Raw genomic sequence first — 22687 nt, forward strand, 5'->3', positions numbered from 1 at the left:
TTAATAAAAGTGACTGTGTCACATGAAAAAGAGAATTATTGATACTTCTCTTATAAAAGAGAAGTATCAATAATTCTCCATCGTCAATCATCAATTCACAATTGTATAAGGGTTCCCCTGAGGTGCAGTATGTTTCAGAACAATACCTATTTACTTAACTAAAATAATGAAAATATATAATACTGCTAAATTATATTAGGTAAAAAGTGGTTGTATCACTTCAAAAATAAATAATTTTAAACTTCTCAGCTTCTGCTGAGGAATATCCACAATCGTGAATTGTGAACTATGCATTGTGAATTCAATAGCTATAATTAGAGGAGTAAAAAACAAGTACTTTTATAAATAAAGTAATTTTAGAATTAATATATCTATAGTTGTTTAAAATCTGTGATTATTGACAATCATATTACTATATCGTAATATCCTCATATAGGCTAAAATAAATGGATTTTGGAAAGGTCGTTGATTAAATGAATAAGCAAGAGATAGAATTATTTACTGAAAATGCAGAGTTATTGAAAGCATTAGCGCATCCTGTTAGACTTTGTATTGTTAAAGGACTATTAGAAAATGGTGAACGTAATGTAACTTGTATGCAAAATTGCTTAGAACTTCCTCAGTCTACGGTCTCTCAACATCTTCAAAAATTAAGATCAGCAGGAATAATTAAGGGAAATAGAGAAGGTCTTGAGGTTAGTTACTATATTTGTGATGAGAGAGTTAAAGAACTTATTTCTATTTTATTTAAATAAATTTAAAAAGGTAGAGTAATGTATAAGTAAATTCAAATCAGAAATTAATATGATTTTATGACATGATATTTTAATTTATGATACACATGAAAAATTCATGATTATATATATTCATCACTATAAATTAAGAGATTAATAATTGATTATTTTCTTAAGATTGTATTATTCTTATCTATCTAGATTTAAAAAATGTATTTTGAAGTTATTCTATAATTTTTTATAGAATAAAACCGCTGTTTACTTTCCCGGAAGTTTAATTAAATAGAATAATATAGTATTAATAATTATAATAAAAGTAATGAATATTGAACAAAATAGAAATGAATATTTTAAATGTAAATCAGCAATTGTAATATACACGAAAAACATTTAAAATTATAATTATGAATATTTGCGAATAAATATATAAAATAATTCGTAGAAAGGTAAGTTTAATATGGGAAAGAGTGCAGACAAGTTTAGTAGAAATCAAAGAGTTGTAGCTATAACTAAAACATTAACTGAATCGCCGAATAAGGTAATAAATTTAAATAGATTTACAGAAATTTTTAACGCTGCTAAATCAACAGTAAGTGAAGATATAGTTATTGTAAGGGAAACATTAGAACAATTATCTATGGGGAGAGTTGAATCTGTTTCAGGAGCAGCAGGAGGAATAAAATTTATAACAGATATATCTGATAAAGATAGACTGAAGTTTAGTGAAGAACTTTGTGAAGTCATAAGAGAAGAAGATAGAGTAATGATAGGAGATTTTTTATATGTAACAGATCTTATGTATAATCCTAACATTATAAGTACAGCAGGAAGAATTTTAGCTTCAACTTTTAGTAATTTAGATATTGATTATGTTGTTACTATAGAAACTAAAGGGATTCCTCTAGCTTATGAAGTTGCAAAAGCCTTAGGTGTCCAACTTGTTACTGTAAGACATAGAAATAAAGTTACTGAAGGTGCAACAGTTAATATTAATTATATTTCTGGTTCAAGTAATAGAATTCAAACTATGTCATTATCTCGTAAATCTATGAAAAGAAATAGTAAATGCTTATTTATAGATGATTTTATGAGAGGTGGGGGAACAGCTAAGGGAATACAAGAACTTTTAACAGAATTTAATAGTGAGCTTTTAGGTTGTGGTATATTGGTAGATAATACTTTCGAAACAAAAGAAAAGCTCATTGGAGATTATATAGCTATAGTAGATTTTGATGGCATTGGTGAAGACGGAAGAGCTATAGTTAAGCCTTCTCTAAGAATAGATTTGAAAAAACAGTAGTTATAATTGCCACAAATTTTTTTTGAATTAATTGTTAAATAAGTTGTAATATACAAAATTATTAGAATTTTAGAAGGAAAAATAAAAAATATGGAGAATAATAGACCTATAGCACATCTTGGAGGTGGAATTCATGCAAATTACAGATGTTAGAATTAGAAAAATCGCTACAGAGGGTAAAATGAAAGCTATAGTTTCTATAACTTTAGATAATGAATTTGTTGTTCATGATATAAAAGTTATAGAGGGCCAAAATGGTCATTTTATTGCTATGCCTAGCAGAAGAACACCAGATGGTGAATTCAAGGATATAGCACACCCAATTAATACGGAAACTAGAGAAAAAATACAAAAGGCTATTCTTGATGAGTATGAAAAGGTTAAGAATGAAGAGCCTGTAGTTGATGAAATAGCAGAGTAGCGAAAAAGCTTAAGCTTTTTTATTAAATAAAAAGGAGATTAATCTCCTTTTTATTTTTGTGTGAAAATTTAAATAAGAATTACTTTTATTGCAAACCATTACCATATGAAATATAATTAATAAGTGTATCAATAAAAGTGTATTTGTAGTAAAATAAATATGACTTTCATATAAAGAGGTGTTAGATTTGTATAAATGTGCTATCATATTAGCCGCTGGAGAAGGGAAAAGAATGAATTCTCATATTCCAAAGGTGCTTCATAAGGTTTGTGGAAAAGAAATGATAAATCATGTTATCGATACATTAAGAAGTTGTAATATAGAAAATGTGAATGTGGTAATTGGTAAAGGTGCAGAAAAAGTTAAAAAAGGCACAGAATCAAGAAATATTTCTTATTCAGTACAAGAGGTACAACTTGGGACGGGACACGCTGTAATGTGTGCTGAAGAATTTCTAAAAGATAAAACTGGAACAGTGGCTATATTTGTTGGAGATGGTCCGTTAATCACGGAAAATACAGTTAATAGTTTAATGAATTATCATGAGCAAGGTGAATTTAGTGCGACTATATTAACATCCATCATGAATGATCCAGCTAAATATGGTAGAATAATAAGAGATGAAAAAGGACAAGTAGAAAAAATTGTTGAATTTAAAGATTGCAATGAAGACGAAGTTAAAGTCCAAGAAATAAACTCAGGCATGTATTGTTTTGATATACAGGCATTACTTTGCACGCTTTCAAAATTAAATAATAATAATAACCAAGGTGAATATTATTTAACTGATGTTATTGAGATACTTAAAAAAGAGAATAAGAAGGTTGGAGCTATTAATGTGCCAACAGAAGAGATTACAGCAGTAAATTCTAAATTTGAGCTTTCAATAGTAGAAAATATAATGAAAAATAGAATTAATAAAAAACACATGGAAAATGGAGTTATATTAATTGATCCAACTAATACATATATAAATTGTGATGTGGAGATAGGTATAGATACTGTTATATATCCTAACAATGTAATAGAGGGAAAGACTATTATTAAAGACAACTGTACAATATATCCAGGATGTAGAATTGAAGATAGTATAATAAAGTCTAATGTTACTATTCAAAGTTCTGTAATTTTAGAAAGTACAGTAGGAGAAGAAACTACAGTAGGCCCTTTTGCATATATTCGTCCTCAAACTACAGTAGGAAATAAAGTTAAAGTAGGAGACTTCGTAGAACTTAAAAAGTCAACTATAGGAGATGGAACAAAAATATCTCACTTAACTTATATAGGGGATGCAGAAGTAGGGGAAAAATGTAATTTTGGTTGCGGAACGGTAGTTGTTAACTATGATGGTGTTAATAAACATAAAACTATAGTGGGAGATAACTCCTTTATAGGATGTAACTCGAATTTAATTGCACCAGTTGAAGTTGAAGAAAATACATACATTGCCGCAGGTTCAACTATCACTAAAAAGGTACCAAAAAACTCATTAGCAATAGCTAGAGCAAGACAAGAAAATAAAGAAAATTGGGTTAAAAATAGAATACATAAGAAATAATAAAATATAGGAGGACTACATAATGATACCACATGGAAAAAATATTAAAATTTTTACAGGTAATTCCTATCCTGAATTAGCAGAAGATATAGCTAATGTATTAGGACTTAAAGTTGGAGACTCACAAGTTGGAAGCTTTAGTGATGGAGAAATTTCTGTAAACATAGCTGAAACTGTTAGAGGAATAGATGTGTTTGTAATTCAACCAACAAGCGCACCAGTAAATGACAACTTGATGGAGCTTTTAATAATGATAGATGCATTGAAGAGAGCTTCGGCTGGAAGAATAACAGCGGTTATGCCTTATTATGGTTATGCTAGACAAGATAGAAAAGCAAAGGCTAGAGATCCAATTACAGCAAAATTAGTTGCAGACTTAATTACAGCTGCAGGTGCTGATAGAGTACTAACTATGGATTTACATGCAGCTCAAATTCAAGGATATTTTAATATTCCAGTTGATAACTTAATGGGAGCTCCAATACTTGCAAAATACTTTATAGAAAATGGATTTAAGGATGTTGACGATGTAGTTGTAGTTTCTCCAGACTTAGGAAGTGTAAGTCGTGCTAGAAAATTTGCTGATAGATTAAACGCTCCAATAGCTATAATTGATAAAAGAAGACCTAAAGCTAATGTTTCAGAGGTTATGAACATAATAGGAGAAATTAAAGATAAAAAAGTTATATTGATAGACGATATGATAGATACAGCAGGAACAATCTGTAATGGTGCTAATGCTTTAGTTGAAAGAGGAGCTAAAGAAGTTTACGCTTGTTGTTCACACGCAGTTTTATCAGGTCCTGCTATAGAGAGAATACAAGCTTCTGCTATAAAAGAATTAGTAATGCTAGATACAATTCAATTACAGGAAGAAAAACAAATAGAAAAGATAAAAATATTATCAGTAGCTCCAATATTTGCGGAAGCTATTAAAAGAATATACGAAGATATATCAGTTAGTAAACTATTTGATTAATATAATAAAAAAGCGTTGTCATTTATTCGACAACGCATTTTTTTAATTTAAGAATTTTAGTATATATTTTATAAAATATTTATGTAAAATTATGAAGGAAATCAAGATAATTACTGTTATAAATTGTAAAATATAAGAATTATCAAAATAATTTTTAAATAATTTGTAACAAATCTTAATTTTATACTAACTAAGCATTATAATGGATGTATACTTATATTTAATTATAAGTAGTTTAGTTTCTGAAATAAAATAGCTAGTCAAATAGACTAAAATACTGACTAACTATTTTGAAGACAAGATTAACTTTTTAGGAGGGGTATTTATGGAAGGCTCTATTGCAAAAGTTTTGGTGGTAGATGATGACAAAAACATCTGCGAAGTAATAAAAATGTACTTAGAAAGTTCGGGATATTCTATAAAAATAGCTAATGATGGTAAAGAGGCTCAGGAAGTATTTTTAAATTTTAAACCTGATTTGGTTATTTTAGATGTTATGCTACCATATGTTGACGGTATTGATGTTTTAAAATGGATAAGGAAAGACAGTGAAACTCCTGTTATTATGGTTACTGCTAAAGGTGAAACCTTTGATAAAGTTTTAGGGTTAGAGCTTGGAGCAGATGACTACATTGTGAAGCCTTTTGAACCTAAGGAGTTAATAGCTAGAGTTAAGGCAGTTTTAAGAAGATATACCATGGAAACAGAAAACAAAGAAACTATTAGTTATGATAGTTTAGTTATAGATGCTAATTCTTATAGTGTGGTTTATAGGAATGAAGAAGTGAAAATGCCACCGAAGGAATTTGAATTATTATATTATCTTGCTAGCAATAAGAATAGGGTTTTTACAAGAGAACAATTATTATGTGAGGTATGGGGATATGATTATCCTGGTGATTCAAGAACTGTGGACGTACACATTAAAAGATTAAGGGAAAAAATAGAAGGTGGCATAAATTGGCAAATAGAAACAGTTTGGGGTGTAGGATATAAGTTTGAGGTGAAATAATGATAAAAAGCAACCTATTTTCAAAAATGGTGCTTATATATACTGTTATAATATTTTTGAGTTTAACTATAATTGCCACATTTTTATCAGTGTGGTTTAATGATTATTTTGTTAACGGCAAGAAAAATCAAGTATTAACACAAACAGAATTTATTCAAGGTTTGGCATCTAATTACATAGATGGAAAATTAACCTATGAAGAGCTAGATAATTCTTTAAAATTTGTTGGTGAATATTTCTATGAGAACATATATTTAATTAATGGACGAGGCTATGTCTTTGCAGCTACTTCAGATAATAAAGATGTCTTAGTAGGAAAACAAGTATTTGTTGATGAACTAAATAGCATTCAAGATCTTTCAGAAGATGGATATTTAAAGAAAATAGATAGAAGAAGTGATTTATTTAGTAAAGATACCTATGTTTTGGGACAACAAATAAAAGATGTTAATGGAGATATAAAGGGAGGAATAATAGTAGAACTTTCTATGTCCTACGTGAAAGAATCCCTTGGGAAAATATATAGAATTATATGGCTGTCAACTGCACTTATAATGATATTATCTATGTCTATTATTTATCTTTTTACAGATAAAATAGTGATAAAACCACTTCAAAAAATGAGTTTAGTGGCAAGAAAAATAGCTAATGGTGATGTAGCAAAAAGAGTAGAAATAAATACTAATGATGAAATAGGACAGTTTGCAAAGGCTTTTAATTCTATGGCAGATTCCTTAGAAAAGGTAGAGAAAAATAGAAAAGAATTTATTTCTAATGTTTCTCATGATATTAGATCTCCAATTACTTCAATAAACGGATTTATAAGAGGAATTTTAGATGGAGTAGTACCGAAAGAAAAAGAAAAAGAATATTTAACTGTTGCTTATGAAGAAACTCAAAGATTAACAAGATTAGTTAATGATCTTTTGGATATGTCTGCTATAGAAGAAGGAAGAATAAGATTAGCACTTAGAAAAATTGACATTAATGAAGTTATAAGATTAAGTATTTTAAAGAATGAAGCTAAAATAAAAGAAAAGAGAATAAAAGTTGAAGTATATTTTGACTCAGATGAACTTTTAGTCTACGGAGATCCAGATAGAATTTTTCAAGTTGTGATGAATCTGTTAGACAACGCTATAAAATATTCAAATGAAGGTGCATTAATTACCTTATCTTCTAATGAGAGAGGAAAGAAAGCATATATTTCTGTTTCTAATACAGGTTCACATATCGACGAAGAAAGTTTGAAAACTATTTGGGAAAGGTTTTATAAAGGTGATAAATCTAGAACTAATAGAGTAAGTTCTGGATTAGGTCTTTCAATAGTTAAAAAGATATTAACTATGCTGGATGAAGAAATTTGGGCTGAAAATATAGAAGATGGAGTTAAATTCACTTTTACTTTAACATTAGCCTAATATTTATATAATTGAGAAATGACTATTGACAATGGACAATTGTGGATATTTCTCAGTTATCACTGAGAAATTTAGAATTTATTCTGTAGTGGCGAACAGTGTTCGCCATATAACTAGCAATTATATTGCTAGTTAAAAAATTATTCAAAGAAATTATTTTGTCTAAAAATAATTTCAACCTTANNTAATTGTCAATTTTCCATTTTCCATTGTCAATTGCTTAAGGAGGTGAAGCTATGTGGATAATCAACCTATTATAAAGGAAACTTCCCCAATAAATATTGGAGGGGACATAGTTTTTAAAAAGACTAAAAATAAGAAAAAGCCTAGATACAAAATTTTTCTTAATATAATTTTTTATATAATAATAGCTTCACTTTCAGGAGCTATTACTGCAAAAATTTTAGTTGATAAAGAGCTAGCTAAAATTACTATTGATGGCAACGGAAAATCTGTGTTTTTAAATACAAAAGAAAAAAGAGAGGCTATGTCTGAAATTGCTAATAAGGTCTCAGCTTCTGTGGTATCGATAAGTAAAATAGCTTATGGTAAGAACGTAGAAATAGAAAGTGGAGCAGGCACCATAATAAGAGAAGACGGATACATAGTAACAAATCAACGTATAGTGTATAAAGCTGATGAAATTAAGGTTAAGCTGTCCAATAATAAGGTGTATGTTGGACAAGTTGTAGGATCAGATCCAGTTTTAGATATTGCAGTAATCAAAATAGATGAAGTTGGACTACCAGCGGTTATTATAGGAGACAGTTCAAAAGTTAAAATGGATGATGAAGTGATTTCTATTGGTAATCCTAATGCTAATGCTTTTCAAGGGGCTATATCTTATGGAGTAGTGGAAAATGCGAATCAAAGAATTTCAGCTACAGATAGACAAACAAGGCAGCCTGTTTCATACAATGCCATAAGGACTGACATTGAAATATTTGCAGGAAACACTGGAGCACCACTTTGCAATTTAAATGGTGAAATGATAGGCATAAACAATAATATATTGAGTTATACAGAGAAAGCTACAAAATCAGGTTTTGCAATAGCTATAGAAGACGCTAAACCTATAATAGATATCTTGATGAAAAGGGGAAATACATTAAAGCTTGGATTAGGAATATATGGTGATAAGGCAATTCCTAAAAATGGTGTAGATGGAGTGTCAGGAGTATATGTTAGAGATGTATTAAAGGATAGTGAGGCTTATAAAGCTGGAATAAGGCCTACAGACATAATTACTTCTATAAATGATATAAATATTACAGAGGTTGAGGATATAAGCAGAGCTCTGAGAACCTCACAAGAAGGCCATATTGCAGTTTGTAAGGTATGGAGAAATGGAGAATATCAATTTATAAATGTAAAATTAGCTTATTATAGAATGCTATCTNNCGCTATCTTAAAAAATTAAATTAATAATATAAAATATATACAATATTTTAAAGAAAATACAAGAGCTATATTAGCTCTTGTATTTTTAATATAATAAAAAGTTATCTAAAGTTCAATTTATATATAGCTTGCAAGAAAATTAATAATTAAAATCACAAAAAATTATTAGAGATAAGAATTTAAGTTATTTCTAGATAGATTAAATTTTAAGCTTAATTCTTGCATAGTATTTACATATAAGGTAAATATATATAATGTAAAATTATACAAAAGTATATTTTAATATATTCTTATAGGATTTCCAGTTTTTTTGTAGTAATATGTTTTTGTAGTATTATAATAAAGAGCAGTATTTTGTACTTTGATTTTTATATCTTTAATTTAGTATAATATAAATACTGTATAACTAGCGGATGAATTTTGGAGGTATCAAATGTATTTAATAGTAGGATTAGGTAATCCAGGGGATAAATATGATAAGACAAGACATAATGTAGGCTTTGATATAATAGACTTATTTGCACAAAAGTATAATATTTCTATTAATAGGATAAAATTTAAAGGTATATATGGTGAGACAACAATAAATGGAGAAAAGGTAATAGTGTTAAAACCTCAAACTTTTATGAATTTAAGTGGGGAAAGCGTTAGAGAAGTATGTGATTTTTATAAAATTCCTAATGATAATGTCATAGTTGTTTATGATGATATAAGTCTTGATATCGGCATGGTAAGAATTAGGCCCAAAGGTAGTGCAGGGGGACATAATGGAATTAAAAATATAATTTCACATCTTTCAACAGAAGCTTTTCCTAGAATTAAGATAGGGGTTGGACAACCAAAATATGATTTAGTAGATCATGTTTTGGGAAAATTTTCAAAAGAAGAAAGAGAACTATTAGAAAAAACCTTTGAACCAAGTGTTCAAGCTATAGAAACTATAATAACTAATGGAATTGCTGAAGCTATGAATAAGTTTAATGGTATTAAAGCCTAGCTATTGCTAGGTTTATAACTATTTACAGAAAAATTCAGTATATTTCCATTTTATTTGTATAGAGGTGATAATTTTGAGACTAAATGGACTTATGATGCCATTAAGACGTAGTGAAGAATTTAGAGAAATCTCAAAAAGTATTAAAGGAAATAATTTTCCTATAGGTATTTACGGAGTTTCTGAATCTGCAAAAAGCTATTTAATAAATGGAATTTATGAAGAAGTAAATAAAAAAATCCTTATAGTTACTCATAATGATGTAGAGGCAAAAAATATTTGTGAGGATTTAAGTTTTTATTTAAATGATGTATATTATTTTCCAACTAGAGAAGTAGTTTTTTATAATATCGATGCTATTTCTGGAGATTTAAGATGGGAACGTCTTAAAATATTTAAAAAGATGTTAGAAGATGGACCTAAAATAATAGTAGCATCTATAGAGTCGCTATTAGCTGTGTATACTCCAGTAGATTTATTTAAGAATTATATATTTTCTTTAAAGGTAGGAGATATAGTAGATATTAGAGAATTAAGTGAAAAGCTTATTCAATGTGGTTATGAGAGAAGTGAAGCAGTTGAAACAAAAGGCCAATTTTCAATAAGGGGAGGAATATTAGATATCTTTCCGCCTATAGATGCCCTTCCTTATAGAATAGAATTTTTTGATGATGAAGTAGATTCTATTAGAACTTTTAATACGGATACTCAAAGAAGTATTGAAAAGATAAATGCTATAGAAATATTTCCAGCAAAAGAAATAATTATGACTAGTGAGAGTTTAAAGAAAGCTTATGATAACATTAGTGAAGACTTTAATAACTCACTTTTAAATTTTAATAAGAAGAAAGAAAAAGAAGCTATAGAGAGATTAAAATCTATAGTTAATAGTAATATTGAAGCACTTAAAGAGACTTGGAGTTTTGAAACTATAGATAGCTATATACCATATTTTTATGAAAATATTTCTACATTTTTTGATTATTTAAATGATAGTTTTATTATAGTAGATGATGTTCAAAGATGTAATGGTAAACTGGAAAGTGTTTACTTCGAGTTTAAAGAAAACTATGAAAATTTTTTAAGAAGAGGAAACATACTTCCAAGACAAGGAGAACTTTTAATTTCAAAGGAAGAAACTTTACAACTACTAGAGAGCAAAAGAGTGTTAACCATAGATGCTATTGCTAAATCAACCAAAATATTAAAGCCAAGAACTATTTCTTCTTTTTCACAAATAACTATACACGATTATCATGGACAATTAGATTATTTAATTGATGACATTAAAGATAAAAAAGATAACAATTATAGGACAGTAATATTATCAGGAACAAGAACTAGGGGAGAACGACTAATAGATACACTAAGGGATAGAGGTATTGAAGCAAGTTATAAAGACTTTATTGATAATATAGAACTTGGCCAAGTTGTTGTAACCTTTGGTAATTCATTAAAAGGATTTGAATATCCTGAGCTTAAAGTGTGTGTAATATCTGATAAGGAAGTATTTGGACAATCTAAAAGAAAAACAGGAAGAAAAGGAAATAAAAAAGGTGCAGGAAAGATTAAAAGCTTTACTGAACTTAAATTAGGAGATTATGTAGTACATGCAAATCATGGTATAGGTGTATATAAAGGAATAAATCAGCTTGAAATACAAGGCCATAAAAAGGACTTTTTAGAACTTACTTATAACAATGGAGATACTTTATATGTTCCTGTAGAACAGTTAGATTTGGTGCAAAAATATATAGGTAGCGAGGGCAAATCACCTAAAGTAAATAAGCTAGGTGGAAGTGAATGGATTAAAGCTAAAAATAAAGTTAAAAAATCTATAGAAGACATTGCAGAAGATTTAGTTAAGCTTTATGCTACTAGGGCACAAATTAAAGGTCATAAATATGGTATTGATACAATATGGCAAAAACAATTTGAAGATGAATTTCCTTATGATGAAACACCGGATCAATTAACAGCTATAGAGGAAATTAAAAAGGATATGGAAAGTAATAAACCTATGGACAGACTTTTATGTGGAGATGTTGGTTATGGAAAAACAGAAGTAGCCTTAAGGGCTGCTTTTAAATGCGTGATGGATGGAAAACAGGTTGCATTTTTAGTTCCTACGACTATACTTGCAGAACAGCATTATAAGAATATGTTAAAAAGATATTCTGATTTTCCTTTAAAAGTGGATATGATAAGCAGATTTAGAACAGCTTCACAAACTAAGGCAATATTGAAATCTGTTAAAGAAGGAAATGTGGATATACTGGTAGGTACCCATAGGATATTACAAAAGGATGTTTCATTTAAGGACTTAGGGTTATTAATAGTAGATGAAGAACAAAGATTTGGAGTTACTCATAAAGAAAAGATTAAGTCTATCAAGAAGAATATAGATGTTTTAACTTTAACTGCAACTCCTATTCCAAGAACATTGCATATGTCTTTAACAGGAGTAAGAGATATAAGCGTAATTGAAACTCCGCCAGAGGAAAGATATCCGGTTCAGACCTATGTAGTTGAGTTTAATGATCAGCTTATTAGAGATGGTATAATGAGAGAATTAAATAGAGATGGTCAAGTATTCTTTGTGTATAACAGAGTTGAAACTATAAAAGAAATGGCAAGCTATTTAGGAAAACTTATACCTGAAGCTAGAATAGCGGTAGCTCATGGACAAATGACTGAAAGGGAATTGGAAAAAATAATACTAGATTTTGTAGATTATAAATATGATATTTTAGTATGTACAACTATTATAGAAACAGGTATAGATATTCAAAACACTAATACTATGATAATCTATGATGCAGATAAAATGGGCTTATCTCAGCTATATCAATTAAGAGGTAGAGTAGGTAGGACTAATAGGATAGCATATGCTTATTTTACTTATATGAAGGATAAGATTTTAACAGAGGTAGCAGAAAAACGTCTTAAAGCCATTAAAGATTTTACTGAATTAGGTTCAGGTTTTAAAATTGCTATGAGAGATTTAGAAATAAGAGGCGCAGGAAACATTATGGGTTCTGCACAACATGGGCATATGGCTACTGTAGGATATGACTTATATTGTAGAATGCTTGAAGATATGATAAAACTTATTAAAGGTGACATTGAAAAAGAGCCTATTGAAACTACTGTTGAAATTAAAATTGATGCGTATATTCCAAGCAGCTATGTGAAGGATGAAACGCAAAAAATTGAAGTTTACAAAAAGATTGCATCTATCGACTCTTATGAATATATGATGGAATTACAAGATGAAATAGAAGATAGATTTTCTGATATACCACCTACTGTTTATAATTTGATGAATATTGCTTACTTAAGAAGTATGGCAAAGGAAATAGGCATTATTGAGATTAAAGAAGTTAAAAATGAAATATTAATTACTTTTGAAAGTAAACAAAATATTAGCAAAGATTTAATTACTGGACTATTAGATAATTATATAAGCAAAATAACTTTTAAAATGGGAGAAGTACCGGTTATTGCTTATAAGATAAAGGAAACTAAGAAAGAAGAGCTTCTTGATAATTTAATTAATCTAACTAAGTATATGAAAGAATTTAATGGCAAAACTAATAATAAATAATTCTTTAATTCATTTTAAGTTAATTTCAATAATTTACTATAAACTTTCAATAATTAGGAGTTTATGATAAAATTATTTTTGAATGTCACAAAGATGAAATATTATCATATTAAAATAGGACTGTATTACAAAAGCTATATTTTAAAATGTTATTAATTTTAGATTTGTTTAATTTTATAAGTTTATAGAATTAAATAATTAACGGTTTAGAAGTAGGAGCACTATTTATGAACTAGAATATAAATTTTAATTATTTGAACTTTTATATAGTTTAAAATATAGCTATTAAAAAAAATAGAACGGGGGATTTAAAGTGAAGAACATAAAAAAATTAATAGTAGCATCCCTAGTGGCTGTGATGGCAACTTCTTTAGTTGGATGTAGTTTAATTGAAAAAACTCCAGAAGGTATCGCAAAATCAAAGGTTGCAAAATATAGTAATAAGAAAATAACAAGGGCCGAACTTGATGAAAGAATGGGACCGGTTATAACTTATATCAAAAAGATGCAAGGTGAAACTTTTGATACGACTGAAGAAGGCAAGAGCATGTTAAAAGAACAGAGAATTAACATGTTAAATAGAATGATTGGAGAAGGAATTCTAGAAGAGAAAGCTGTTGAGCTTAAAGTGATGCCAAATGATGATGAGGTTAAAAAATATATAGATCAGGAATATAAGACAATAAAAGATGCTTTTGAAAGTGAAGAAAAATTTAAAGAGGGATTAGAACAATCTGGTGAAACTGAAGAAAGTATAAAAGCAAATATAAAAAATCAACTTATATATAATAAAGTTTTTGAAGAAGTAGTTAAAGATGTTAAGGTAACTGATGAAGATGCTAAAACTCATTATGATTCTAATATGACCTATTATACTGAAAAGCCAAATAAAATTAACGTAGCTCACATTGTAGTTGAAGATGAAAAAGATGCTAATGATATAATTAAAAGATTAGATGCTGGTGAAGATTTTGCAAAGCTTGCAAAGGAAAAAGGAACAGATGGAACTAAAGATAAAGGTGGAGAGTTAGGCTGGATAGATTATAATGATACAGGCTATGATAAAACTTTTATGCAGTTTGCAATTGCTCTACAAAAAGGAGCTTATACAAAAGCGCCAGTTAAAACTCAATTTGGCTATCATGTAATAAAATGTATAGACAAGGAAGAGTATCCAGTTAAGAAATTTGATACTGTAAAAGAAGACATTAAAAAGAGTTTACTAGATGAGAAGAAAAATACACAATGGAATGAAACAGCTAACAAATGGCAAGAAGAAGCTAAAATTAAAATTTATGAAGATAATTTAAAATAATTTAAAACATGTGAAAAGACAGCAAGTCTTCAACATAAAAGGAGTTATGATTTAAATCATAGCTCCTTTTATGTTGAGTATTTTTAGAAATAGGTAAAAGAATAAATTCAAAAAATAGAGTAAAATATGGTAAACCGTTTATAATTTATAGCCTTAAATTAAGGAAGATATTAATAAAAGTTAAATTTTTTGAAAATAAAATATGAATTTTTAACAACGAATAATTTATAATTATACATCTATTATAAAAACTTATAAATTTTTAAATTCAGAATTATCATTAAGATTATAGAATCTTCATTTTAATGGAATTTGGAAATCTATGATTTATGTACAAAAAATAGTTAAAATTTTATTGATTATTTTGAGAATCACTAAAAATTTTATATTATAAGCTATAAATTTAAAAAGGTATCTTTGTTCAAATTTTGTTATAAATTAATCTTTATGCAAATGTGTATAAAATTTCAAATTTAGAAGGATAATAATAGCACAAGTACATAATTAAAGTTATTTGAGGAGGAATTAATGTATGAAGGCAACCGGTATAGTAAGACGTATAGATGATTTAGGTCGTGTAGTAATTCCAAAAGAAATTAGAAGAACTCTTAGAATTAGAGAGGGAGATCCACTAGAGATATTTACTGATAGAGAAGGTGGAGTAATACTTAAAAAATACTCTCCAATTGAAGAGTTAAGTGAATTCTCTAAGGAATATGCGGAGGCACTTCAACAGACAATTGGACATATTGTAGTTGTGGCTGATAAAGATAGTATGATATCTGTTAGTGGTGGCCCTAAAAAGGACTATATGGATAAAAAAGTTAGTATGCAACTCGAAAAAATAATGGAAGGTCGTAGATCGGTTATATCTGGAACAGGGGCACAGAAGGTTATACCATTATATGAAGATGAAGATGAGACTGTTTATAGTTCTCAAGTTGTTAGCCCTATAGTAGCAGAAGGAGATGCTATTGGAGCTGTTGTAATACTTTCTAAAGAGGAAAATGTAAAATTTGGGGATTTAGAATTAAAACTAGCTGAAACAGCATCTGCTTTCTTAGGAAAGCAAATGGAGCAATAATGGCAGGATTCTGCCATTATTTTTTATTTTTTGCTTTCCATTATTCTACTACCATCTATACTATTAACAAATATATTCTTTTTAATCACATTTACGAAATTTTAATAAATATTTTGTTCTTTATAAATGAAATTATAAATTTTAGAAATTATTAAAGTGAGTATAATCCATCATAAAACTTAAATATAGATAAATTACCTTAAGAATTAATGTATAACTGAATATATCTACATTTTAAAATATTTCAATTCGCAACTTTAATCAATAGGCAATTAAGAATTATGGTTAAAATTAGTTTTGATTAAACTAATTTCTTTAACTATTTTTTTATTAGTAATACAACTGCTAGTTTTCCACTTTTCCACCTCAGGGGAACTTAATCAATGGAGAATTGAAAGTGGAAAATTGACAATTGTGGTGGAAATTAATTCTTATAAATTAATTTCTTCAAATNNTTAGAACTTCTCTTATAAAAGAGAAGTATCAAGAATTCTCAATTGTATAAGGGTTACCCTGAGGTGGAGTATAGTTTGGAGCAAGACTAATAAATTTAATTAGTACTATGGATATACTACAGCTACTAGTTTTTTTATAAGAAGTTACTACATCATTTTAAAAACAAATCAATTCTAAATTTCTCAGCTTCTGCTGGAAAATATCCACAATTGTGAATTTAATAGTTTTAATTATAATATTAAAAAGCACCAATTATTTTCATATATATGTTAATTTTAGAACTGGTATATATATTTCATGAAACCCCTATTAAAAAGTTATTAATATGATTACAATAAAAAGATTTTTAATAATTTAAAATGTATAATCTAAAATTAATAAAAAAATATATTCTGTACAAGTAATAATGCTATAAAAATCGCAATAAGTATTAAAATAAAAAGGTTTTTTAGGGGGATTATATGAAAAAACATTCATTAATAAAAGGTACAATAATTTTGGGTATTGCTGGAATTTTTGCTAGATTTTTAGGTTTGTTTTTTAGAATACCAATTCAGACACTTATAGGTGATGAAGGTATGGGATATTATCAAATGTCATATCCTTTATACATGACATTTGTAGCATTAGCGTCAGGAGTGCCTATTGCAATGTCTAAAATAATTTCAGAATTAAATGCAAAAAATGATTTTTATGGTATTAGAAAAGTGTTAAAGGACACTCTTTTAGTTATGCTACCTATAGGATTTTTAGCTTCTTTTCTTATGATTTTCTTTTCGAAATCGATAATTCAAGGATTAAAATGGCATGAAAACTCATATATGTCTTTTATAATAATTTCTGTTGCTCCTATATTTGTATGCATTATGTGTACTTTTAGAGGCTTTTTTCAAGGGCTTCAAAATATGACATATACAGGAGTATCTCAGATAATTGAACAAATAGGCAGAGTTGGTGCAGGTGTATTATTTGCATATTTATTACTACCTAAAGGAATAGAATTTGCCGCAGGGGGAGCGGCTTTAGGTACAGTTGTAGGTGGTATATTAGGCAGTATATATTTAATCATAATCTACTATAGAAAGAGCAAATTTATGTATAAAGTTAAAAATATCGAGAGTAAGAGTATGATTTCAGAAATAGGAAAAGCAGCATTACCTATTTCATTAGGAGCAGCAGTAGGTACAGTAATGTCACTAATAGATTCTATAATAGTTCCTGAGAGAATGTTAAAAGCAGGTTTTTCTGTATCAGAAAGTGCGGTTTTATATGGTCAATTAACAGGAAAGGCAGTAACTCTTTCAAATGTACCTTTAGCACTTTCAGTGGCATTATGTGCATCTTTAGTACCTATTATTTCTGAGGCTTATAGTACAAATAGAACCTTTGAGTTAAATAGAAGAATAGAAATGGCTTTTAAACTATCCTTTGTTATTGCATTACCTTGTACAGCTGGATTATATTCTTTAGCAGCACCAATAATGCACTTAGTATTTATGAAAGATGTAGGTGGTTATAATATATTAAGACTAGTAGCTACTACAATACCTTTCATAGTAATAACACAGACTACTACAGCGTTATTACAAAGCGTAGGAGACTATTTAAAGCCTGTTTATAACCTTGCTATAGGTTGCATAGTAAAAGTAATAATAAGCTACTTGTTGATTCCTATGACCGTTATAAATATATATGGTGCAGTTATAGGGACATTATGTGGCTATATAGTTACGGTAATCTTAAATATGTTTCAAATTAAGAAAATATTTTCTGTTAAGCTAAGTTTATATGAAATTTTATTAAAGCCAGCAATAGCATCATTAATTATGATAATTGCAGTTGTGTTTACGTATAATAATGTCTATAATTATACAATAAGTAATGGAATATCGTGCTTATTAGCTATATTTGTAGGAGCATTAATATATACAATATTAATTATAGTACTTAAGATATTTACTGTAGAAGATATCAGAGGAAAGATTGTAAAGAACTAATTATATAAAAATGAGAAGAGTAGGGAGTGTGAAGCGAATGATTAAAATAGTAGGCTTAGGACCAGGTGCTAAGGAAGCACTTACAATTGGAACACTAGAACTTTTAAAAAGTGATTGTAAGGTACTGTTTAGAACAGAAAAGCATCCAAATGTTGAGTATTTAAAATCTCTAGGAGTAACATTTGAAAGCTATGATTACATGTATGAAAAATTTGATAGCTTTGATGATGTTTATAATTCTATAGCTGAGGATATAATAGAAGAATATAGTCAGTGTAATAATATAGTTTATGCGGTGCCAGGACATCCACTAGTAGCTGAAAAATCAGTTACGCTACTTATAAAATATTGTGATGAGAAGAATATTCCATATGAAATAATTCCAGCAGTAAGTTTTATAGATGCTGTTATGGAAACTTTAAAATTAGATCCTATTGATGGAATAAAAATAATAGATGCATTTGATATTAAAAATCAAATATTAGATAAAAGAGCAGGACTTATAATAACTCAAGTTTATAATCAACTTATAGCTTCAGAAACAAAATTATCACTACTTGAATATTATAATGATGAAACGGAAATATATTTTATAAGAGCGGCAGGAGTTAAGGAAATAGAAAATGTTAGAAAGATAAAGCTTTTTGAGCTTGATAGACAACAGGATATAGACTATCTAACTTCAATTTATATTCCAAAAAATTTAGAAGAAACCAAAGATTTTTTTGACTTACTTAAGGTGATGGAAACTTTAAGAGGTGAAGAGGGATGTCCGTGGGATTTAGAACAAACTCATAAATCACTAAAGAGAAATTTAGTTGAAGAATGTTATGAGGTTTTAGAAGCAATTGATGAAGGTGATGATTTTAAGCTTACAGAAGAGCTAGGAGATGTATTATTTCAAATAGTTTTTCATGCACAACTAGGTAAAGAAGAAGGATATTTTAACATAAATGATATAGTTAAAATTATAACAGAAAAAATGATAAGACGTCATCCTCATATTTTTGGGGATATTAAAATTAATAATACTAGCGAAGTTTTAGATAGTTGGGATAAAATTAAGAAAAAAGAAAATGATTTTAAAACTTATACTGAAGAATTGAAGCATATACCTAAAAATTTACCTGCACTTTTAAGAGCAGATAAGGTTCAAGCTAAAGCTGCAAAGGTAGGTTTTGACTGGAAAGATCCTAAACCAGCTATGGAAAAAGTGCTAGAAGAATTAAATGAAATTAAAGATGTATATAATGGTAAAAATGAGGCAAAAATACTAGAAGAAGTAGGAGATTTAATATTTGCTTCAGTAAATGTTGCAAGACTTCTTGACATAGACCCAGAAATTGCATTAAATTATACTATAGATAAATTTATTAAGCGTTTTAAGTTTATAGAAGATTCTGCTCAAATTAAAGGAGTGGATCTCATGACTATGACGCTTGATGAAATGGATCAGTTATGGAATGAAGCAAAGAAGAAATAATTTATTACTTTTATGTTAAAACTATAATTGATTAGAAGGAATTTAAAAAACATTGAAGAATATGCTATCTTATATTCAAGATATCTAATAGAATTTATGAATGTAGAAGCGTTTTTAAAAGATTAAGGAGGTACAATAGTGAATAAATCAGAATTAATCACAAGCATGGCTGAGAAATCAGGCTTAACTAAAAAGGAAACAGAGGTTGCTTTAAAAGCGTTCATAGAGAGCGTTGAAGAAGCTCTAGGAAAGGGAGAAAAAGTTCAATTAGTTGGATTTGGAACTTTCGAAACTAGAGAAAGAGCTGCTAGAATGGGAAGAAATCCAAGAACTAAAGAAGAAATAGAGATTCCTGCTTCAAAAGCACCTGTTTTCAAAGCAGGAAAAGAATTTAAAGACATAGTTAATAAATAGTCTTATTTTACTTATTAAAAAGCCTGGATTTATTCTAGGTTTTTTTTATTAAAGACATCTTCAAAAATAGCTAACTAGTATTTAAGTATATGTTATGTCATACTTTACTATAAGATTACAAAGATAGTCTCACTATTTTTAAGAGTCAGCTATTTATGTGATATAAAATATCCTCAGAATATTTGAATAGTTATTTTGTTTGAGATGATAATAGTGTATTACAAATCATTTAAGGTTATAATTATATTTGAATAATAAAGTTTATATAATATTTTAAAGAATTTAATTATTTTGGAATTATTTATAGTTATAAATTTAAAAGTATAAATTTGAATAAAATATATTTGGGGTGATGGCTATGAGACTTGATAAGTATTTAAAGGTGTCAAGGATAATTAAGAGAAGAACAGTTGCAAAAGAAGTTTGTGAAAGTGGTAGGGTTTCAATAAATGGTANNCAGGAACGGTAGTAAAAGAAGGCGATATCATTGAAATTCAATTTGCAACTCAAGTATTAACAGCAAAAATAGTGAATATAGCAAATCATGTAACTAAAGAAAATGCTAAAACTATGTATGAAATAATATCAGGGGAAGAAGATAAGGAATAATTACTTCTTCTTAAATTGCTTTTCTTTGCATATATTTTTCTTAAAGAAATATTATTTATTAGGAATACTTTTAATATATGCAAGGAGGGTTTTATGGATAACAAAGAAACCAAGATAGAAGATAGAAAAAGTTATTTAACTTTAGATTCAAGGAAAAAGATGGCGATTGACGGAGTTGAGGAAATTGTAAGCTTTAATGATGAACAAATCCTTTTAAATACAGTTCTTGGTTCTATGGATATAAGAGGAGAAAATTTAAAAATGAATAAACTAGATGTACAAAATGGAGATGTAATGATAAGTGGAAAAATAAGTTATATTGTATATACCAGTGATGAAAAAAAATCTAGAAAGGGAAAAGGCATTCTTTCAAGGCTTTTTAGGTAAGTATCATGCTGTTTACAATGGAACAACAAATAATATTATTTGTATTTAGTTTATTGAGTGGAGTTTTAATAGGCGTTCTCTTTGATATTTATAGAATTATAAGAGGATTTGAAGATGTTGGTGCGATTATAACTATAATTCAAGATGTTTTATTTTGGATTGCTACAGGATTTATTGTGTTTATATTTATGATGTACACAAGCTATGCATATATGAGCTTTAATGTTTTTGTATATGTAAGTATAGGATTATTTGTATATATTAAACTAATTAGTAAGATATTTATAAACGTACTTCACAACGTATTATTGGCTATTGGAAAGGTATTAAGAGTAATATTTAATACATTGTCTTATCCTGTAAGATTTTGTTTATACAAAATAATAGGAAAAAGTTAAAAATTAATGTAAAATACCTTGAACAAATGAACAATTCAAATTAAAATATACTTATGAGTTTAACATGAGTAGTTATATTTTAATATAATAACTATTGAATAATAAGTTGTTATACTCATTCTATGTGGAGGGTGAGTTGTATAATGAAAAATAGAAAAATCAAAAACTTATTATTATCTCTATTAATTGTTTATGTTTCTTATATTTTCATAAATCAGCAGAAGATAATGCATAGACAAAAGGTTGAATTTGAAACCTACACTGTGGAGTTAGAAAAAGTGCAAGAAGAAAACAAAAAATTACAGGATGAAGTGCAGTTATCAAAGACTGATAAGTATATTGAGAAACTTGCAAGAGAAAAATTAGGACTTATTAAAGAGGGTGAAACTCCTGTAATCAATAACAGTGTAAAAGAAGATAAGTGATCTGTGTTATGTTTAACATAACTTGATATATAACATAATAATTAAAACATTATTTAAGGAGGAATCTTTTTAATATGACCTTAAAGGCTGGAAGTATTGTAGAAGGTAAAGTGGTTAATATCACTAATTTTGGTGCTTTTGTTGAAGTGGAAGGAAAAACAGGACTTGTTCACATTTCAGAAGTATCAGACGTCTTTGTAAAAGACGTAAGAGATCATCTAAAAGAAGAAGACGTTGTTAAGGTGAAGGTTATTTCAGTTGATGACAACGGAAAAATGAGCTTATCTATAAAACAAGCAGGAGTGCCAAAAAAATCAGTAAAACCTGTGGAAATAGACTGGGAAAAAGAGAAAGGAAAAACTGGTGGCTCTTCATTTGAAGATAGAATGTCTAAGTTCCTAAAAGACAGTGAAGAAAGATTTCAGGATTTAAAAAGACACCAAGATAATAAAGGACGCGGATATAGTAGAAAAAGTTCAAATTATTAATATAAATTTAGAGAGTGCTAAATTTTTGGCACTCTTTTAATTATATTAGTGGTCTAATATAGTTAAGTTTTAATAAAACTGCAAAAATATATAAGTTTATTATAAAAAAAGTGTTGACAATATATAGACCTTAAACTATAATAAATATTGTCGCTGAAAGATGCACACAATAATGTATAACCTGCTGAAGTGGCGGAACAGGCA

The 22687-nt window shown here is 28.1% G+C and carries 19 protein-coding genes and 1 pseudogene; all 20 read left to right on the top strand.

What is annotated here, in order from left to right; translation table 11 throughout:
• The first annotated feature begins 473 nt into the window (after nt 1-473).
• Nucleotides 474-755, top strand: a complete 282-nt coding sequence (locus tag B3603_RS11265) for an ArsR/SmtB family transcription factor (protein WP_291564750.1) — start codon at nt 474-476, stop codon at nt 753-755.
• 436 nt (nt 756-1191) lie between these two features.
• Complete coding sequence (purR, locus tag B3603_RS11270; RefSeq protein WP_291564753.1) at nt 1192-2034, top strand: pur operon repressor; 843 nt, start codon at nt 1192-1194, stop codon at nt 2032-2034.
• Between the two features lie 133 nt (nt 2035-2167).
• Nucleotides 2168-2455, top strand: a complete 288-nt coding sequence (gene spoVG, locus B3603_RS11275; protein WP_039634355.1) for a septation regulator SpoVG — start codon at nt 2168-2170, stop codon at nt 2453-2455.
• A gap of 187 nt (nt 2456-2642) precedes the next feature.
• Entirely contained in the window at nt 2643-4013 is a 1371-nt protein-coding gene (glmU, locus tag B3603_RS11280) for a bifunctional UDP-N-acetylglucosamine diphosphorylase/glucosamine-1-phosphate N-acetyltransferase GlmU (RefSeq protein ID WP_291564756.1), read from the top strand.
• 22 nt (nt 4014-4035) lie between these two features.
• Nucleotides 4036-4992, top strand: a complete 957-nt coding sequence (locus B3603_RS11285) for a ribose-phosphate diphosphokinase (protein WP_291564758.1) — start codon at nt 4036-4038, stop codon at nt 4990-4992.
• 325 nt (nt 4993-5317) lie between these two features.
• Nucleotides 5318-6004: a response regulator transcription factor gene (locus tag B3603_RS11290; protein WP_039634361.1), complete on the top strand. Its 687-nt coding sequence runs from the start codon at nt 5318-5320 to the stop codon at nt 6002-6004.
• Nucleotides 6004-7425, top strand: a complete 1422-nt coding sequence (locus tag B3603_RS11295; RefSeq protein WP_291564762.1) for a sensor histidine kinase — start codon at nt 6004-6006, stop codon at nt 7423-7425. Before B3603_RS11290 ends, B3603_RS11295 begins: the two co-directional genes overlap by 1 nt.
• 238 nt (nt 7426-7663) lie before the next feature.
• Nucleotides 7664-8845 (top strand): S1C family serine protease, encoded by a 1182-nt coding sequence (locus B3603_RS11300; protein ID WP_291564763.1) that lies wholly within the window; start codon nt 7664-7666, stop codon nt 8843-8845.
• A gap of 414 nt (nt 8846-9259) precedes the next feature.
• Entirely contained in the window at nt 9260-9823 is a 564-nt protein-coding gene (pth, locus tag B3603_RS11305) for an aminoacyl-tRNA hydrolase (protein WP_291564765.1), read from the top strand.
• Between the two features lie 73 nt (nt 9824-9896).
• The gene (gene mfd, locus B3603_RS11310; RefSeq protein ID WP_291564767.1) at nt 9897-13427 is read left to right on the top strand and encodes a transcription-repair coupling factor; all 3531 of its coding nucleotides are present in this window, start codon (nt 9897-9899) and stop codon (nt 13425-13427) included.
• A 313-nt stretch (nt 13428-13740) separates the two neighbouring features.
• The gene (locus tag B3603_RS11315) at nt 13741-14742 is read left to right on the top strand and encodes a peptidylprolyl isomerase (protein WP_291564769.1); all 1002 of its coding nucleotides are present in this window, start codon (nt 13741-13743) and stop codon (nt 14740-14742) included.
• Between the two features lie 532 nt (nt 14743-15274).
• Nucleotides 15275-15826, top strand: a complete 552-nt coding sequence (spoVT, locus tag B3603_RS11320) for a stage V sporulation protein T (protein WP_291564771.1) — start codon at nt 15275-15277, stop codon at nt 15824-15826.
• A 917-nt stretch (nt 15827-16743) separates the two neighbouring features.
• Nucleotides 16744-18279 (top strand): putative polysaccharide biosynthesis protein, encoded by a 1536-nt coding sequence (locus tag B3603_RS11325; RefSeq protein WP_291564773.1) that lies wholly within the window; start codon nt 16744-16746, stop codon nt 18277-18279.
• A 37-nt stretch (nt 18280-18316) separates the two neighbouring features.
• Entirely contained in the window at nt 18317-19762 is a 1446-nt protein-coding gene (gene mazG / locus B3603_RS11330; RefSeq protein WP_291564775.1) for a nucleoside triphosphate pyrophosphohydrolase, read from the top strand.
• A gap of 138 nt (nt 19763-19900) precedes the next feature.
• The gene (locus tag B3603_RS11335; RefSeq protein WP_291564777.1) at nt 19901-20176 is read left to right on the top strand and encodes an HU family DNA-binding protein; all 276 of its coding nucleotides are present in this window, start codon (nt 19901-19903) and stop codon (nt 20174-20176) included.
• Between the two features lie 358 nt (nt 20177-20534).
• Nucleotides 20535-20785, top strand: a pseudogene (locus tag B3603_RS11340) (RNA-binding S4 domain-containing protein).
• Nucleotides 20786-20878: 93 nt separating this feature from the next.
• The gene (gene yabP / locus B3603_RS11345) at nt 20879-21172 is read left to right on the top strand and encodes a sporulation protein YabP (RefSeq protein ID WP_291564779.1); all 294 of its coding nucleotides are present in this window, start codon (nt 20879-20881) and stop codon (nt 21170-21172) included.
• Between the two features lie 17 nt (nt 21173-21189).
• The gene (gene yabQ / locus B3603_RS11350) at nt 21190-21570 is read left to right on the top strand and encodes a spore cortex biosynthesis protein YabQ (RefSeq protein ID WP_291564781.1); all 381 of its coding nucleotides are present in this window, start codon (nt 21190-21192) and stop codon (nt 21568-21570) included.
• A gap of 143 nt (nt 21571-21713) precedes the next feature.
• Nucleotides 21714-21995, top strand: coding sequence for an FtsB family cell division protein (locus B3603_RS11355; protein ID WP_291564783.1), 282 nt, complete (start codon nt 21714-21716; stop codon nt 21993-21995).
• Between the two features lie 74 nt (nt 21996-22069).
• The gene (locus B3603_RS11360) at nt 22070-22483 is read left to right on the top strand and encodes a S1 domain-containing RNA-binding protein (RefSeq protein ID WP_039634389.1); all 414 of its coding nucleotides are present in this window, start codon (nt 22070-22072) and stop codon (nt 22481-22483) included.
• Nucleotides 22484-22687 lie beyond the last annotated feature (204 nt).

It is taken from the genome of Clostridium sp. UBA2485, assembly GCF_002341865.1.
Lineage (GTDB): Bacteria > Bacillota > Clostridia > Clostridiales > Clostridiaceae > Clostridium_J.

Coding starts and splice junctions, on each gene's coding strand:
- B3603_RS11265 (WP_291564750.1), top strand. CDS start 474: ATGAATAAGCAAGAGATAGAATTATTTACTGAAAATGCAGAGTTATTG.
- purR (WP_291564753.1), top strand. CDS start 1,192: ATGGGAAAGAGTGCAGACAAGTTTAGTAGAAATCAAAGAGTTGTAGCT.
- spoVG (WP_039634355.1), top strand. CDS start 2,168: ATGCAAATTACAGATGTTAGAATTAGAAAAATCGCTACAGAGGGTAAA.
- B3603_RS11285 (WP_291564758.1), top strand. CDS start 4,036: ATGATACCACATGGAAAAAATATTAAAATTTTTACAGGTAATTCCTAT.
- B3603_RS11290 (WP_039634361.1), top strand. CDS start 5,318: ATGGAAGGCTCTATTGCAAAAGTTTTGGTGGTAGATGATGACAAAAAC.
- B3603_RS11295 (WP_291564762.1), top strand. CDS start 6,004: ATGATAAAAAGCAACCTATTTTCAAAAATGGTGCTTATATATACTGTT.
- pth (WP_291564765.1), top strand. CDS start 9,260: ATGTATTTAATAGTAGGATTAGGTAATCCAGGGGATAAATATGATAAG.
- spoVT (WP_291564771.1), top strand. CDS start 15,275: ATGAAGGCAACCGGTATAGTAAGACGTATAGATGATTTAGGTCGTGTA.
- B3603_RS11325 (WP_291564773.1), top strand. CDS start 16,744: ATGAAAAAACATTCATTAATAAAAGGTACAATAATTTTGGGTATTGCT.
- mazG (WP_291564775.1), top strand. CDS start 18,317: ATGATTAAAATAGTAGGCTTAGGACCAGGTGCTAAGGAAGCACTTACA.
- yabP (WP_291564779.1), top strand. CDS start 20,879: ATGGATAACAAAGAAACCAAGATAGAAGATAGAAAAAGTTATTTAACT.
- yabQ (WP_291564781.1), top strand. CDS start 21,190: ATGGAACAACAAATAATATTATTTGTATTTAGTTTATTGAGTGGAGTT.
- B3603_RS11355 (WP_291564783.1), top strand. CDS start 21,714: ATGAAAAATAGAAAAATCAAAAACTTATTATTATCTCTATTAATTGTT.
- B3603_RS11360 (WP_039634389.1), top strand. CDS start 22,070: ATGACCTTAAAGGCTGGAAGTATTGTAGAAGGTAAAGTGGTTAATATC.